General features: G+C 40.8%; 12 protein-coding genes and 2 pseudogenes. 6 read left to right on the top strand and 8 right to left on the bottom strand.

What is annotated here, in order from left to right; genetic code table 11:
• Nucleotides 1–1,312, bottom strand: a 1,312-nt coding sequence (locus DP117_RS30825; RefSeq protein WP_169222002.1) for a DNA polymerase III subunit gamma/tau, incomplete at its 3' end; no start/stop codon positions are given.
• A 260-nt stretch (nucleotides 1,313–1,572) separates the two neighbouring features.
• Between DP117_RS30825 and DP117_RS30820 the strand changes: the two genes are divergently transcribed.
• A complete protein-coding gene (locus tag DP117_RS30820) occupies nucleotides 1,573–2,259 on the top strand; it encodes a hypothetical protein (protein ID WP_169222001.1) in 687 nt (228 codons plus the stop codon).
• A 267-nt stretch (nucleotides 2,260–2,526) separates the two neighbouring features.
• On the top strand, nucleotides 2,527–6,336 hold the full coding sequence (locus tag DP117_RS30815; RefSeq protein ID WP_169222000.1) for a tetratricopeptide repeat protein: 3,810 nt from the start codon (nucleotides 2,527–2,529) through the stop codon (nucleotides 6,334–6,336).
• Between the two features lie 158 nt (nucleotides 6,337–6,494).
• Here the strand turns inward: DP117_RS30815 and rpsU are convergent, their stop codons facing one another.
• From rpsU to DP117_RS30795, 4 genes are all read right to left on the bottom strand, one after another.
• On the bottom strand, nucleotides 6,495–6,683 hold the full coding sequence (rpsU, locus tag DP117_RS30810; RefSeq protein ID WP_169221999.1) for a 30S ribosomal protein S21: 189 nt from the start codon (nucleotides 6,681–6,683) through the stop codon (nucleotides 6,495–6,497).
• Nucleotides 6,684–6,818: 135 nt separating this feature from the next.
• A complete protein-coding gene (locus tag DP117_RS30805; RefSeq protein WP_169221998.1) occupies nucleotides 6,819–7,139 on the bottom strand; it encodes an RNA-binding protein in 321 nt (106 codons plus the stop codon).
• 851 nt (nucleotides 7,140–7,990) lie between these two features.
• Nucleotides 7,991–9,214, bottom strand: coding sequence for a DnaJ domain-containing protein (locus tag DP117_RS30800; protein WP_169221997.1), 1,224 nt, complete (start codon nucleotides 9,212–9,214; stop codon nucleotides 7,991–7,993).
• 3 nt (nucleotides 9,215–9,217) lie between these two features.
• Nucleotides 9,218–10,969 (bottom strand): Hsp70 family protein, encoded by a 1,752-nt coding sequence (locus DP117_RS30795; RefSeq protein WP_169221996.1) that lies wholly within the window; start codon nucleotides 10,967–10,969, stop codon nucleotides 9,218–9,220.
• A 322-nt stretch (nucleotides 10,970–11,291) separates the two neighbouring features.
• Between DP117_RS30795 and DP117_RS30790 the strand changes: the two genes are divergently transcribed.
• Nucleotides 11,292–11,765, top strand: a complete 474-nt coding sequence (locus DP117_RS30790) for a hypothetical protein (protein WP_169221995.1) — start codon at nucleotides 11,292–11,294, stop codon at nucleotides 11,763–11,765.
• A 489-nt stretch (nucleotides 11,766–12,254) separates the two neighbouring features.
• Here the strand turns inward: DP117_RS30790 and DP117_RS36660 are convergent.
• The 3 genes and pseudogenes from DP117_RS36660 to DP117_RS30775 form a co-directional block, all read right to left on the bottom strand.
• A pseudogene (locus DP117_RS36660) lies at nucleotides 12,255–12,329 on the bottom strand (nuclear transport factor 2 family protein); the annotation flags it as partial.
• A 44-nt stretch (nucleotides 12,330–12,373) separates the two neighbouring features.
• Nucleotides 12,374–12,562 carry a hypothetical protein gene (locus DP117_RS30780; RefSeq protein ID WP_169216559.1) on the bottom strand — a complete coding sequence of 63 codons (189 nt, stop codon included), beginning with the start codon at nucleotides 12,560–12,562 and terminating at the stop codon, nucleotides 12,374–12,376.
• A complete protein-coding gene (locus DP117_RS30775) occupies nucleotides 12,552–12,839 on the bottom strand; it encodes a hypothetical protein (RefSeq protein WP_169221994.1) in 288 nt (95 codons plus the stop codon). Before DP117_RS30775 ends, DP117_RS30780 begins: the two co-directional genes overlap by 11 nt.
• Nucleotides 12,840–13,142: 303 nt before the next feature.
• Between DP117_RS30775 and DP117_RS30770 the strand changes: the two genes are divergently transcribed.
• The 3 genes and pseudogenes from DP117_RS30770 to DP117_RS30760 all read left to right on the top strand — a co-directional run.
• Entirely contained in the window at nucleotides 13,143–13,535 is a 393-nt protein-coding gene (locus DP117_RS30770) for a hypothetical protein (protein ID WP_169221993.1), read from the top strand.
• Between the two features lie 287 nt (nucleotides 13,536–13,822).
• The gene (locus tag DP117_RS30765) at nucleotides 13,823–15,175 is read left to right on the top strand and encodes a histidine phosphatase family protein (protein ID WP_169222003.1); all 1,353 of its coding nucleotides are present in this window, start codon (nucleotides 13,823–13,825) and stop codon (nucleotides 15,173–15,175) included.
• 247 nt (nucleotides 15,176–15,422) lie between these two features.
• Nucleotides 15,423–15,836, top strand: a pseudogene (locus tag DP117_RS30760) (dihydroorotase); the annotation flags it as partial.

Here is a 15,836-nt window from a genome sequence, read left to right as displayed (position 1 = left end):
GATGGGGAGATGGGGGAGTGATGGGAGTTTTTGTACTGGTATTTGTTTCGTGAATTTTGACTTGTTCTACAGTTTTTGAATTATTTTGTGATGGTGAGACTGAAGGTGGTTTAGGGCTTGTGATTGAGGTTTGTTCACTTTTTCCTAAAGATGGTGAAACTGTAGGCGGTGAAATCCTTGGTGCGGAAACTGTATCTCTACCGTTTTGCTGAACAGAGTTATAAGCGGAGGGTAACAAGCCCAGCAACGTGAGTTCTAACCACAAACGCGGTTGTGTGGTATTCTTCAATTGCACTTCCGCTGTTCGCAAATGTTGCTGTCCTGCCAAAATTGTGCTGATGTCAAACTCTTGGGCAAAATCAATCAGTGCTTGCCAAGTTTGGGAAGTACAAGCAACTAAATCGTTGCGACTAGGGGCAGTTTTCGCAATCAGCAAATCGCGGTACAATCCAGCAAGATTTTGGAGAATAATTAAAGGTTCTCGACCGCGATCTAAAATTTTACGAATATCATCTAAAACAGCTTCTGGATTGTCAGAGGCGATCGCATTCAACAACAAAAGTAAATCGCGTTCGCTAACACTACCAACTAAATCCCAAACTCGCTCAGGTATCACCTCACCCGATAATAAACTTAACTGATCAAGCAGACTTTCTGCATCTCGTAATCCCCCTTGAGCAATTTGGGCTACCAGCGTTATCGCGTCGAGAGTAATATCAATGTTTTCTTTGTCAGCAATGTGACTCAAATGCTTCACCATCGCTTCTAAATCTATTCTGCGAAAGTCGAAGCGTTGACACCGAGAAATAATCGTAGGTAAGACTCTTTGCGGGTCAGTTGTTGCTAGTACAAAGACAACATGTTTCGGTGGTTCTTCTAGTGTCTTCAGTAGCGCATTGAATGCTTGTGTACTGAGCATATGACACTCATCAATAACATAAACTTTATACCGACACTGTACTGGGGCAAATTGCGCCCTTTCTATAATCTCGCGAATATTATCGACACCAGTGTTGCTGGCAGCATCAATTTCGATCACATCTAAAGAATAGCCTTTAGTAATTCCTTGACAAACATCACACACGCCGCAAGGTTGAGGCGTAGGTTTGTCACTTTTGAGACAATTAAGCGATTTTGCCAAAATCCGAGCACTGGAAGTTTTCCCTGTACCTCTAGGACCAGTGAACAGGTAAGCAGGAGCTATTTTAGCAGCGTGGATGGCGTTTGTTAGGGTGGTCGCGATCGCCTCTTGCCCCACCAGTTCAGCAAAACTCTTTGGGCGATACTTGTGGTGCAGGGGTTCGTAAGACATAGATTGTAATGTCAATGCCTTTGAGGGTTAATAACTAGCACCCATGATTTGGGGTTGGATAATTTTAAACGTATGACGCCACTTCAGATATTAATGATTCTTTTTAAGATAGTACAAATATACCACAAAAAACTGATGTGCCAGTACATTTTACTTGATATTCAGTGACGTTGCAGAGTGTAATTCATCAACGCGTAGCAGCTTGTCCCTAGACACCGCTACAATCTTATGATGACCACCAATACTTACTGGTGCGGGAGATGCTCAAGCGGTTAATTCGATGGCTCAAAAAGTTTTTGCAGCGCTTGTTTGGCTCAAATCAAGTTCCAGCTAAAACAGGGGGAAATGTTCACAAAGAACCGCCTCCACCCTTAAGTGATACGGATTTAGAATTTCTGTTTACAGAACTTTTAGAAGGTGCGTATCAAGCACGAGGACAAGCATGGGCGTGTAAGTGGCTCAATAATATTGAACATCGCGTCTCAAAAGAACGGTGGGTGGAGTGGTTGCAGCGTTTTGGCGCAAGATTGTTAGCATCACCCACACCCAACAACGAATTAGCCTCGCGAATGGTACAACTAGGTGAGTTGGACATTGGAGAAGTCGGAGACGTTGCCTATGAAATTGGCATGCAGTTGTTAACGCGTGCAGGTGGTGAGCCAATATGGGAGTATGATGGACCAGATGCAGTCAAACAAACCCCTGCACCAAGACAAACTCAAAGTGAGCAACACAAAGTTATGGAACAAGAAAATCTTCCAGAAGGAGAATACGAAACTGTTACCTTAGATCAGTTATTTGTGCTATTACAACAAGATGAGAATTTACGCAACCAAGTTGCTCAACAATTAGGACTCCAGACAGACGACCCGGAAATAATTATCCAAGCTTTGCTTGAGCAGTACCAAGCAGCAAGCGAATCCAATGCGAATCCAGCAGAATCATAATTCAATCACTCGAATTGATATTATGTCATAACATACGAACATCTGGAAGTGTAGGTCACTTTGAGTGCTGTGAGTTGTTTTCTGATGTAAAAATACTGTAAATCATAAACACCTTGATGATTGAACTGTTAGGATACTGTTGATTTTGCCAACTTACCGTAGAATTGCCGATGTGAGTGTGATAGGTTTTTACGTAAATCATGACTTTTCTAACACTGTGCTCGCTAAAATTCTGATGATGATGACCAATCTCCAATTATTCCCGAAATGTTCAAGTGGCTAGTAAAGTGGATTAAGAAATTTTTCCGATACCTCTTTAGGAAAAAGCAGACTCGTTCTAGATATCCTACAGAGGGACAGAAGATAGTACCTCCACCTGAACTGACAAATGCTGATTTAGAATTTTTGTTTACCCAACTGCTAGAAGGTGTGCATCAGGCAAGAGGGCAAGCATGGGCGCTTAAGTATCTCCAGAGAATGGAAAACCGTATTTCCAATGAGCGCTGGATAAATTGGTTACTAAGTTTTGGCGAGAAATTATTAACATCACCTGCACCAAATAACCAATTGGCAGAACAGATGGTGCAATTAGGCGAATTAGATATTGGGGTAATTGGAGATTTATCTTACGACATTGGTATAAGATTGTTGACGCGAAACTTGGGTAACCCGTATGAACAGAATGATGCACAACATACGGAAATAATAACTTATACAACATTCACAACCCAATTAGCACAAGAGTTGACACCAGAAGAAAGCAAACAGCATTCAGAGAATATTCCTCACGAAAGTGCTGCAACAATGCCTCTATCTGTTTCAAACCCTGCACGGGAAGAGTATATCGAAAACCCAGACGAATTTATATGGGAATATTCTGAATTAGATGATGTTGACGCAATAACATTAGAGACAGCCTCTGAAGAATCTGACTGGGTAGAACAAAGCCTGCAAGAAGCAGCATCTCAAACTCCTCAATGGTATGAGTTGTCAGATTTTCAGTCACCAGTGGCTGTTAAGCTTGATGAATTGTTAGTCAGATTGGAAGAGAGTACCAGTTTAGTTCAGCAGCTGGCTTCTGGTTTAGGAGTTGAAAGCGAAGCATCAGCAAATACAACAAATATCTTGACACAAGAGCAACCACAGGCTGATATAGAACAAGCAGAAGCTTGGTTTTACGAAGGTCTTAAGCAAGCGAAAACAGGTGATTTAGCAGGAGCAATTGCATCTTACAACAAAGCGATAGAAATTCACCCCAACTCGCACGAGTATTGGTTTAATCGAGGCTTAACACTATTTTATTTAAGTGATTTTTCAGAAGCTGTAGCATCTTACGACAAAGCGATCGCACTCAAACCAGACTTCTACAAATGTTGGTATTACCGAGGCGGAGCACTGGGTGAACTAGAATACTTTGAAGATGCCATTTTCTGCTTTGATAAAGCGATAGAAATAAAATTCGATTACCCAGAAGCTTGGTGTAGTAAGGGTATAGCGCTGCAGAGGTTAGGGCGTCCATTGGACGCAGTTGAGAGTTACGAACAAGCAATTATGCAGCAACCACAAGACCACGAGTACTGGTATTATCGAGGTCTAGCGTTGGCACAGGGTGAACAATTTGAAGATGCGATCGCCTCTTTTGAGAAAGCTTTAGAAATCGAAAGCGACTTTTACTTAGCTTGGTATAGACGAGGTGTGGAACTTTCTGGTTTAGAAGAATTTGAAGATGCGATCGCCTCTTTTGAGAAAGCTTTAGAAATTCAAAGCGACTTCTACGAAGCTTGGTACGCCTTAGCAGCAGCGCACAATAAAGTCGGGCAATACGAAAATGCTCTAGTATCTTACCAGCAAGCAGTTCAAATCAATCCAAACTCTTATGAAGTCTGGATTGACATCGGTGTGCTACAGTTCAGCTTAGGACGCTGGGATGATGCAATTTCATCCTGGGAAGCAGCTTTAGAAATCAAACCTGACTATCACTTAGCTTGGTTCAACCGTGCTGTTGCGTTAGACAACTTAGGACAGCCAGAAGAGGCAATTGCCTCGTATGAGAAAGCGATAGAATATAATCGTGAGTTTGAATTAGCTTGGTACAACCGAGCTGTTGTCCTGTTTTATTTAGAGAGATTTGAAGAGGCGATCGCCTCATACGATAGCGCTTTGCAAATCAAACCTGACTACTGGGAAGCGTGGATTGCACGAGGGAATGCAGCAGAACGTGCAATTTATGGTAACGACTCACACCTTTTGAGTTTCTTCGATACCACAGATTCAGCAAATTTAGCCCTGTATGAACGCGGTTACCAAGCGAAATTAGCAACCTATGAGCAAGGGCTGAAATATGTTTCCCAAGATACACAGCCAGAAGGTTGTTGTCGATTGCATCTAGCGCTTGGCAATGCACATTACAAGCAAGGCAACAGACATGCTACACCCCGTTATTATTGGCAACAAGCTGTAGCGCAGTACGATCAGGCGTTGGGGACACTCACTCCAGAAGTCTTTCCTCAATTATATTTGCAGGTTTTACAAAACCTTATTAAAACACTTATCAGTTTGGGGCAAACTTCTCAAGCCCAAGAATTACATCAATATGCAACAGATTTAGTACAGTACTTACTCAACGAAACAACTCACTCGGATGAAGAAAAAAGACAGTTCGTACTCAAGTGTGCAGGTTTTGAACAGTTAGCAGTTGATCTAGCGGTGCAGTCTGGTGAAATAGCGCAAGCGATAGAAATCGCTGAACACGGCAAAAATGCTTGTTTAACCTGGCTTCTGTTTGGTTGGACAAATGACATGATCTCAACTAGCTACTCATCAATTCATCAACTTATCAACCCCACAACTGCAATTATCTACTGGCATATTAGCCCATGCGCCTTACGCACCTTCATCATTAAAGATAGTTCCCCAGAACCGATTCTCGTTTTTACACCCATGCTAAATGTTGGGGAAATTGATGAAATGCCTTTACCGGAATCGGTAAAATGCTTGGTTGAATTTGAAGATTGGTTAGAAGATTGGAATCAAAAATACACGGAATATCAGCAACTCCAAACTAACGACGCATTAGAAAAAAGCATCCATTCATGGGAATCAGAAATGGAGCAAAGGTTGCTGAATTTGAAACGTATCCTCAACATTTCTGCAATTGTAAATGAACTTGAGGACATCACCCATTTAATTTTAATTCCCCATCGCGACTTACACAGACTTCCTCTCCACATCCTTTTCAATCTTTCGTCTTCTGTGGAAGCAGAGTTATCCAAGCAAGATGATTATATATTTACCTATTTACCTAGCATTCAAATTGGGTTGTCTTTAAAATCCCAACAACTCACACAGGTGCAAAATCAATCATTACTTATAGTAGAACGTCCAGAAAGTATAAATTATCCTACACCACAATTTGCCGAACTTGAATCTGAAGCGATTAGCCAGATGTTTCGTGATTGCAAACGGATACTTGGTTTACAAGCGACAAAAAGACAGATAGAAAATGCTTTATCTGGTGATGACAATATATTTCACTTTACAGGCTATGTGATTGACAATTTAAGTCAGCCACACAAATCAGAATTGGTGTTAGCAGGTGAAGATAAATTAACTGTAGAGGAAATCTGCAAAAAGCCAATTCTAAATTACAACCTTGTAACTCTTTCAACTTGCGAAACACTCATGACTAGCAACCAGAATATCACGACTGAATATGTTGGCATGGTGAGTGCTTTTTTGAATCAAGGAGTCACTCATGTCTTGAGTCCTTTGTGGACTGTAGAATCAGCAGCTATTGCTTTGATAATGATAGAGTTTTATCGACAACTCCAGGAAAATAAACCAGCAGCCAAAGCGTTAGCGCAAGCAACTGCATGGCTTAAAGAATTGACTGCAGGTGAACTACAACAATGGTATGAAGAGTTACTCAACAAAATGCCTCAAGAAGATCAAAAAATTCGAGCAAGTTTAGCAACAGAATTATATAGAACTCGTCATCTATCTAGAGAAACAAAGCTATATAATCACCCTTATCACTGGGCAGCATTTAAGATTGCAGGTAAGTTTTATTTCTCATGAGTTTGTCTAGACTTGTTTTGTAGAGCAATAGCTCATGACGACAGGGGCGACGTAAACACCATCCGAAAAGGAATTGGCTTTCCCGCCGCCCTCTTGTAACAACGTCAGCTTCATCAGCACAACTTGATTTGAAACAGTTAGTTGCTGTTAATTAACCCTTAGTAGCGAAAACGGCTCTTACGTTGTTTTTGTTTAGCAACTGCTTTGCGCTTACGTTTTTGAAGGGGTGTTTCAAAGTGACGGTGCTTTTTGACATCAGGAAAAATTCCTGCCTTGGAAACTTCTCGCTTAAATCTGCGGAGGGCTGACTCAATTCCTTCATTTTCGCCAAGAATCACTTGGGTCATGTTATCTCCTCCTTAAATTGATTGAATGAATGGCTAGATATTGATGAGCAATTTAGTAAGCTGAAGTGCAAAAAAGGGCAGACTCTTTGTCTGCCCTTGAGACCTTAGAGTTAAATTCTTTGTCTCGAAGCTGAATTAATAACGTCGAGAGTATCCACCTTTATCTCCTCTATCGTTGTTTCCCCATGATTTACCACCAGATGAGCCTCTCTCTGTTTTGGGCTTAGCTTTGTTAACCTTCAGGTTACGACCCATCCATTCGGCACCATCAAGAGCTTCTATCGCCGCTTCTTCTTCTTTTTCTGTTCCCATTTCTACAAAGGCGAACCCTCGCACACGACCAGTTTCCCGGTCTATAGGCAATTGAACGCTCTTAACAGTCCCATATTCAGCAAAGACCTGTCTGAGGTCATCTTGCTCAACTTGATAGGATAGATTACCAACGTAAATCGACATGAAACATCTCCAGAATCAGGTAGTGTAGAGAGTTAGATTCGGAGAGACGCTTGTAAATAGATAAAAACAAACTGCACAACCGAATATAAATCCTCTAGAATAGGATAGCATAAATTCACAAGATTATGTTGCCAATATGAACTTGGCTCCTCGCCGCTTCTCTTGCTGCAAGCAACACAATTTCCGAAGCACTTTAATTCCTACCGAGCCAAAAACCTTGTCACATAAACATTCTAAAAGGTTTTGCTCAAGAGAAAATTTCCGCAAATGATTCAAACAAATCAACCACAGACCTTCATCGGCAAAAAAACTAAAGTGACAAAGGAGTGTTGATTGACTGAACGACACGGGTTTTCTGCCTCACGCTTGTCATCTGTGTCTGGAGTTTTCAAGCCTTGAGGAAAAGCCGAATAACACAAACAGAAATTGCTCATCTAATTATTGTAGTCTGACGATCCTTTTTTAGGAACCCCCCCTTCGGATGCTTTTTGAAAGTTTATCGCTCATCAAGGCGCTGAGCAAATCGATAATCGCTTCAATTCAGCAACAGCAGCAGTTAGAATTGACCTTCATTGATGGATCTGAGTCAACTCAGATCTTGCACCTATCCGTATAAGCCTGGGCACGAGGAAAAAGCAGAGCAATAAAGTTACATCACTTTTCTGGGCTTTTCTCTGTCAAATAAGGGCTTTAGTTTTCAGATTGAGTGTTTAAATAACATCAATTTTTCTAGGTGCAAGATGTGAGTCAATACGGTTCGGTTAAGGGTAGTTTGGTGCTTAGAAACCGGGTTTGCGGTCCGGTGGGAGCTGAGTTTGCGTTATTGGAATTAGTATAATTAGTATTAGGAGTCAAGGTACACAAGCGACTTGCTCAATTCTATGGAAGAGTTCTGTATTGAGTCTATACACCGCAGGATAATAAAACTTCATTCTTTCAAGTGAGGCAAAAATGGTGCTGGTGGGAGAAGCTAAAATTTCAGTGAGTATATCATTTAAAAAACGTTTTCTTTCTTGCGGTGAATCGTAAAAATTAAAATAATCAGCTAAACAGAATGCAGCGAGTCTGTGAAAACCTTGATTGATGAGGTAATCATGATTTAAACTTTCATACTGGTCAATAGCTGTTACTATTTCCTCAGTTTTGAGAAAAATTTCTTGAATGCCTACATTATTTGGTTCTATGTTGATCGCTGACTTGATAAATTGAAAAGCTGCTCTCCACAAATGAAAGTTCGTGCCATTCGCCGCAAGTTTGGCAATTTCAATCCCCATATTAGCAAATCGACTAGCAGCATATTGTCGAATATCTGAGTTTTTAGGTAGTAAAGATAAAATTCTTTTTTCTATAACTTCTATTTTTTCTAATTCATCACTATAAAAGTAAACACGGCAGATAAAGAAAAGTGCTTCAAAGTCATGATAATCAGCTTTTCCATCAGCACCAATAGCACGTTCTGCCCAAGTCAAGGCTTGAGAGTAATTTCTTTGGTCAAGGTAAGTTTCTGCTATATCTAGATAAGGTGCAGAATTAAATGATTCTAATTTGACTGCTTGCTCCAAACATTTACGAGCATTGTGATAAAATTGAGTCTGGTTAACATCTCCATTATTCAAACACTGAGCTTGCAGTTTATAGGCACAACCTAAGTTATTCCAGTAGAGTGCTACATCTGGGTTAGTTTTTGTTAATGTTTTGTAGATTTTAACTGCAAAATCCCAATTTTCAGTATGAATATAACAAAGACCGAGCAAATCACGAGCAACGTCAATTCTTGGTGCTAGGACAAGAACTTGCTTGAGTAAAGGAATGGCATTTTCCCATTCTTGTACTTGCATTTTTTTTTCAGCTTGGTCAATGAGCTGTTCAATTTGGTCGCCATACTTTTGCATGACGTCATAATTTTCTCGTGCTATTGGATCACAAAGCGTGTTATAAGCTATCCGAATCTGTTGAAACTGTTCTGGATATTTTTCAGGAGAATACTTGCGAACTAACTGAAAGTAAGCGTGTTTGATTTCGTCAGCAGATGCCCCAGAGGAAATTTCTAGGATATGATAAAGTTCATATGCCATCTGTCACTCTTCCACGTTGTTTTCTGAATCAAATAAGAAGTCTACAAGGCGATCGCCTGCTTTTTGAATTTCTTGAATTTCGTCATTCATCAAAGCTTTTTTAAGTTCCATCACAATATCAGACAGCGGAGATCTTTCTTGAGGAGGAATTCCAGCCATATACCGTTCTGCCTTACTAATGAGTCCTTCGTATTGTCTGGCTTTAGCGTTCTGCTTCCACAGTTCTTTGAGGCGAGAAGCAGCATCAGCGATGTCTTTGTTAGCCATACGTTTAGCTGAATAACTGTATGATAGCTCTACACTTTTATTAAGATTAGGAATCGTTGCTTTTAGTTTAACTATTCCATTAATGTCATAAGAAAACTCTACTTGCACAGGATAAGGAATACCATCAGGAGCAGGAGGAATATCTGTCATTTCTGCTTGTATTCCTGTGTCAATCACTTCATTAGGTAGCCTGGCTCGACCTGTGTTATCTTGATAAAGACGAACCTCCAACCGCTTTTGATCTGCTCGCAAAAGAGTGTAAGTTTTTTGAGTCGAATAAGGAATTGTTGTATTTGGTTGAATCAAAGGTTCATAAGTCAGCATATATTGTCCACCAACGTAACTTACCACTTCAATACCTAATCCAAATGGAGCGACATCGGTGAGAATAACACTTGAATCTTCACAGAATAAACCTTGAGCAAGAGCAGCATGAATAGATGCACCAACACCCACAGCTAAATCAGCACCAACATCAAGAACTTTGCCTTCTTTACCAAACATCTCTACGACTAATTGGCGAACAGCAGGAATGTAAGTTGTTCCACCCACAAGTAACACTCGGTTGATTGTACTGGGGTGGATATTTTTGGCATTTAGTGCTTGACGTATGCAGTCTCGCGTCTTTTCTAATAGAGGTGCGATCGCCTGCTCAAATTCTTGCTGCGTCACTTCCACCTCTAAGTCAATAAATTCATCATGACTTGCTGCAAAATACGGAATTCGTACATGATGCGATTTTTGTCTAGAAAGAACTTTTTTAGCTTTTTCTGCAGCTTCTTTTAGTGTACCATGAGCATTTTGAGAAATTTCTGCCCCTGGATTTTCGGCTTGAAATTTTCTTTTGAGCAATGTCATCATTGCCTCATCAAAATCTTTACCTCCTAATTGAGGATTACCGAAACTACATTTCACATCCAGAACACCTGCAACCATTTCTAATATAGTGATATCTAAAGTACCACCACCAAAATCAAAGACAACAAGGTGTTCTTCAACATCAAGATTTTTGACTCCAAAAGCTAAAGCGGCTGCTGTTGGTTCATTGATTAAGCGAATGATTTTTAATCCAGCCAATTCACCTGCATTCAGTGTTGCTTGTCGAGCTGCATCTGGAAAGTTAGCTGGAACAGAAAGAACAACTTCTTGAATGGTTATTCCTAAAGCCTCTTCAGCAGTTTCCTTTAGTTGACGAAGAATCAAAGCGGAAATTTCTTCAGGTCGATATTCTTTATCTAGCAGTTTTATTGTTTCGGGTGTTCCCATTTTGCGCTTGACTTCACGGACTCCGCGCCCTGAAACATCAACCCAACTCCGGGCATTTTCTCCGACTAAAATCTCACCCTTTTTACTAATAGCAACAATTGATGGAATAATTGCTAGCTTTGTAACAGGATCAGGAATCGGAAATGATTCATCATTTCGGTAGACACAAATTTCAGATGTCGATGTCCCTAAATCAATTCCGATAGCATAACTTTTTGTCATTACCGAGTTGACTCCTTTGTCAGTGTAAAATTCTCAGTAGAGTTGACATTGCTCACTATGCTATCATTCATACCAATTTGCGTTTTGTTGTAGTAGTTCAGGGTTGATGAGATTGCTTCCTTCCACTCCGTTCCAGTCGCTGCGGACGGAATACCATGTTAGACTGCAACTTGGTATCAGTCGCTTATTTCCCCTTGGCATCTTGTAGGCATAGGCAGGACTCCCAAAGTTAAGTGCAATTGACTATCGTAGCGGACTACCGTTAACCGAACCGTATTGCAAGTGATACTATGTTAAAGTCGCTGCTTAATGCTTGCTGTCGATGAACAAACCATTGAATGAAGCGCTTTCTATTGAGACTGCCCAACGTGTAAAGAGCAAAGCTAAAACTCCTTTTGAGAATGCTTATAGGGGAACATTAGCGACTCAGGGAGCAATCTACGCACAAGGCTTTTTAGCTTTTGCTGGTAAGCCATACAAACCCATCGAACACGGTTGGATGGAACTGGAAGATTGCATTGTCGATCCAACATTACCGTATCTTAATCAGAACGCTCAAGAAATTTGGTACTTTACGGCACAACGCCTAACTGTAAAGCAACTCAAAGCAATCATAGAAGAATCTAAAGAAGATTATCCAGAAGATGATCCATTGCCAGTCTATGGTGAACCACCTTACCAGTATTATGGAAATATCATGTTAGGTGGTCAAGATTACTTAGAGGCTTATCAGGCAGCTGAGGCTAAGTGCAGAGAACTTAGTCAACACCGCTCCGAAAAACCTATACAAAACTAGCAAAAGCTAGACATATCTGTACAAAGTCGGAGCGTGCAGACTAAGACCTTCGCGCTTCGCAGCGGCGCGATAGCGCGGTCTACGATTTTTGAGTCATGACACCTACAAATGAACGCCAGTTTGTAGCACTGTCGAAGGCGGTTAAGAAATCAGCAAACAGGTTTATAGCTGTAGTGCCGCTTTCCTAACAAGCTCTTAAATCATTGTCGAGGCTAACTTAACTGAGAAATCAGGTTGGCAGAATATGCCATATAAGCAGGTCTCGTTTGACGAGACCTGTACAAAATGACCAGAAATGTACAGATGTGTACAGAAATCAAATGACAAAAACGCAAAACAAAACTAACTTATATCTTGCACTCTTGTCAAAAAGCGCGGGTTTGTTGAGAATAACGACACAAGCCTTACCTTAATTTTCGCCTCAGTTACCCGGTTTTTTAGGTCTTGTTGAGAATGGTGCATTCCGGTCAGCGTTCCCATTGTCCGACTTCAATTCGATTTACCATCACTGCCAAAATATTCTCTGTAACCACAAACTTTGTCTCCACATACATCAAAAGAAACCCCCTGTTCGGGCTAGCGAGTGACGGCTTTTTCAAGGTATGCCCTTAACTGAAGCCCCAGTTAAGGGTTGGCTTGATTCCTGCTTTGTCAACTACGGCTACGTTGATATCGGTAAACGGAGAATTGGATAACTCAAAAATCCAATAATTGCTTGTACCAAACTTTTCACCCGTTTCGTCATACATCACTTGGCCTGCCCATTCATCAGACGAATCTTCTGGTTCAGTCTTCAAGGTGAGTTCGCACGCTCTTGAGCAATTCCCGCACTTTTTCACTAGCCGTTGGAGCATCTACATTATCGGGTAAACCATATTCCTTTGGTAATTCTTGCACTATCCAAAGAGGACTCTCACTCTTACTGCCGTCTGAGATAAAGTTCTCGATAGCACTCCTGAGTGCCTCCAAGAAACTCAACTTTGTCTCAGGCATAGTTAGAGCCTCAATATCAGCCGATTTGATATTAATTACCAAATCAGGAACACCTAGTTCACTTTTAAGATTATCAATCATTTCGTAGAATCCAAAACCACCTGCAACATTATCCCTTTTTGCTGGATCGGCTTACTCGTTATTTTCCAGGCATATCCCTTTTGCTTCAGTTGTCTTACAGTTGTTATCTACGCTTGTAGATATATCTCTCAAATGAGAGGAAAAATTCACAAATCTTTAATAAATTAAAAATATAGTTATTCATTTACAATCACCAGACAGCAGTCATCATGTTTTTTTTGTGAAACCTCCCACATACTTGGGATAAAAAAGGCTTAGTTATATAATCTTAAGCAAAAATAAAGTAGAGTTTAAGGAAAAACTATGAATTTCAAGATGTTCGCTGCCTTGGCTGTAGTTACTGCTATTGCTGCACTAGGAAGTAAAGTTTACGCGCAGTCTTCTGTGACACAAAACTCAAAAACTGGGAATTACACAATCCAAGGGAATTCTTTAACTGGAATAAATAATAGAACAGCCGAGGGTGATTTCGCAAGATTTTTTACAGAACAAAATTCGCAGAATAATGCTTCACGAAAAAATTTTGGAGAAAGCATAACTCAGGGTGAAGTTTTGCAACTTGGAGAGCAAATTGAATTACGCCGTAGAGAACCAGTAAAAACTCCAAATGATGTGTTTTTTCCTCAAGGAGATGAGTCATTTTATGGTAATGATGGATTGCAAGTGCAGTTTGACCTGAATGGAAATACAAAGTAGATAGCAACAATTGACTTTCACCCAGTTATCACGGCAAGCTTTTGCTAAATTCTACAGAAAAATGCCAAAAATTAAAAATCCCTTCAGCTGATGCGGTTAAATTGCCTAGAAGCCTGGAGGGCTCTTTTTTTTTCAGAGATACATCATAATTTGACGCTTATTTTTGGTAAAGTTTTGTCATACGAGCGCAAAACCGCCGCGCCTCGAAAATCTACCTATGTAACTTGTCATCTCCCAAAGGAGAGTGTCAAAGTAGAATGAGTCCTTTAGATACAGGAGGGCAAAACGTGACTCGTGTAATTATTGTGCGCCACGGTCAAAGTACCTACAATACCGAAAAACGCATACAAGGACGCTCGGATGCTTCCAAATTAACAGACAAAGGTCGTATTGATTCTACTAAAGTAGGCAAAGCCCTCAGTCATATCCCATTTAACGCAATATACTGCAGTCCTTTGCAACGTGCAAAACATACAGCAGAGATTATCCATCATGAAATGGCAATTCATGCTGAGCAATCAGCTGTTCCTCAAATTTCTGATAAGCTAATGGAGATTGACCTTCCTTTATGGGAAGGAATACTCTCTGCTGAAGTTAAGGAGAAGTTTCGCGAAGACTACCGCATTTGGCAGGAAAGTCCCCATTTACTGCTGATGTCTGTCAAAGACGGTGAGCAAACAAAAGAACATTATCCTGTTCTGGCTTTATACGAACAGGCGCGGCAATTTTGGCAAGAAATTCTACCTAGCCATCAAGGCGAAACAATACTTATTGTCGGACACAATGGGATTAATCGTGCTCTTTTGAGCACGGCGCTAGGAATTTCTCCACAACGCTACCATTCCATCCAACAATCTAACTGTTGTATCAGTGTCCTCAATTTTTCTGGAGGATTAACAGAACCAGTCCAACTAGAATCTCTCAATCAGACGCAACATCTCGGAGACATTCTACCCTCCTTGCGCCCAAATCACGAAGGTGTCAGGTTGTTGTTAGTGCGTCACGGAGAAACCGAGTGGAATCGCCAAACCAGATTTCAGGGACAAATCGATGTACCCCTCAACGACAATGGTAGACAGCAAGCACAAAAAGCGGCTCAATTTCTCAAAGATATAGCAATTGATTTTGCTGTTAGTAGCACAATGCTGCGTCCGAAAGAAACAGCAGAAATTATTTTGCAGTATCATACAGATATCAATTTGGAATTGCAAGACGGTTTAAGAGAAATTAGTCACGGACTTTGGGAAGGAAAATTAGAAAAACAAATCGAGCAAGAATTCCCAGAAGAGTTGCATCGTTGGCGAATAGCCCCAGCACAAGTCCAAATGCCAGAAGGAGAAAATTTGCAGCAAGTGTGGGAACGTAGTGTGACAGCATGGAAGTCAATTGTCCAAACTGCATTGGCAAATCAACTCAAAACCGGATTAGTCGTTGCTCATGATGCGACGAATAAAACCCTACTTTGTCATGTTCTGGGTTTATCGTCAGAACATTTTTGGAATTTCCGTCAGGGTAATGGTGCAGTCACTGTTATCGACTACCCCTCACAACCAAGTGCTTTTCCAATACTGCAAGCAATGAATATTACGACTCACTTGGGTGGCGGCGTACTCGATAAAACAGCAGCAGGGGCATTGTAGCATTTGGCAATTAACTGTCAGCCTTTAACTGCTGGTTAATTTTTTGTAAGCATAAGTAGGCAGACATAATTAAATGTAATATGTCATTGCGAGGAACGAAGCAATCCCATTGATTGCGATTGCTTCGTCGTTCCTCTTCGCAATGACAGTTCATCTTATATTTATTTACACCCATGTACTTAACACAAACGCACAGTTAAAAACATATAAAAGTTAAAAAGCTGATAGCTGATAGTTAATAGCTAAAATGACAAGTGAACTGCTACAACAAGTAAGGGTTATCGACCCTGTTTCTGGAACCGACCGAATTACAGATATCCTGATTGAGGATGGCTACATCACGTCTGTAAATGATCACATTTGTGATGTGTCAGATGACACTCATGTCAGGAATTGTCATGGATTGGTTTTAGGACCAGGGTTGATAGATTTATATAGTCACTCTGGAGAACCAGGATTTGAAGAACGCGAAACTCTCCTGTCTCTCTTACATGCTGCTGCGGCTGGCGGCTTTACGCGAATTAGTATCTTACCCGATACATCCCCAGCGATTGATAATCCTGCTGTAGCAATACAGTTACAAAAAAGGGGACAAGAGGACAAATCAATTCAAAATCACCGAAGATTGGATCGGAGGAAACCTCCGCTCCAACTTCTCTCA

This window comes from Brasilonema sp. UFV-L1 (genome assembly GCF_012912105.1).
In the GTDB taxonomy this organism is placed as follows: Bacteria; Cyanobacteriota; Cyanobacteriia; order Cyanobacteriales; family Nostocaceae; genus Brasilonema.
The sequence above is the reverse complement of the archived record's forward strand: the minus strand, read 5'-3'. Positions and strand labels throughout refer to the sequence as shown.

Coding starts and splice junctions, on each gene's coding strand:
- DP117_RS30820 (WP_169222001.1), top strand. CDS start 1,573: ATGCTCAAGCGGTTAATTCGATGGCTCAAAAAGTTTTTGCAGCGCTTG.
- DP117_RS30815 (WP_169222000.1), top strand. CDS start 2,527: ATGTTCAAGTGGCTAGTAAAGTGGATTAAGAAATTTTTCCGATACCTC.
- rpsU (WP_169221999.1), bottom strand. CDS start 6,683: ATGACCCAAGTGATTCTTGGCGAAAATGAAGGAATTGAGTCAGCCCTC.
- DP117_RS30805 (WP_169221998.1), bottom strand. CDS start 7,139: ATGTCGATTTACGTTGGTAATCTATCCTATCAAGTTGAGCAAGATGAC.
- DP117_RS30800 (WP_169221997.1), bottom strand. CDS start 9,214: ATGGCATATGAACTTTATCATATCCTAGAAATTTCCTCTGGGGCATCT.
- DP117_RS30795 (WP_169221996.1), bottom strand. CDS start 10,969: ATGACAAAAAGTTATGCTATCGGAATTGATTTAGGGACATCGACATCT.
- DP117_RS30790 (WP_169221995.1), top strand. CDS start 11,292: ATGAACAAACCATTGAATGAAGCGCTTTCTATTGAGACTGCCCAACGT.
- DP117_RS30775 (WP_169221994.1), bottom strand. CDS start 12,839: ATGATTGATAATCTTAAAAGTGAACTAGGTGTTCCTGATTTGGTAATT.
- DP117_RS30770 (WP_169221993.1), top strand. CDS start 13,143: ATGAATTTCAAGATGTTCGCTGCCTTGGCTGTAGTTACTGCTATTGCT.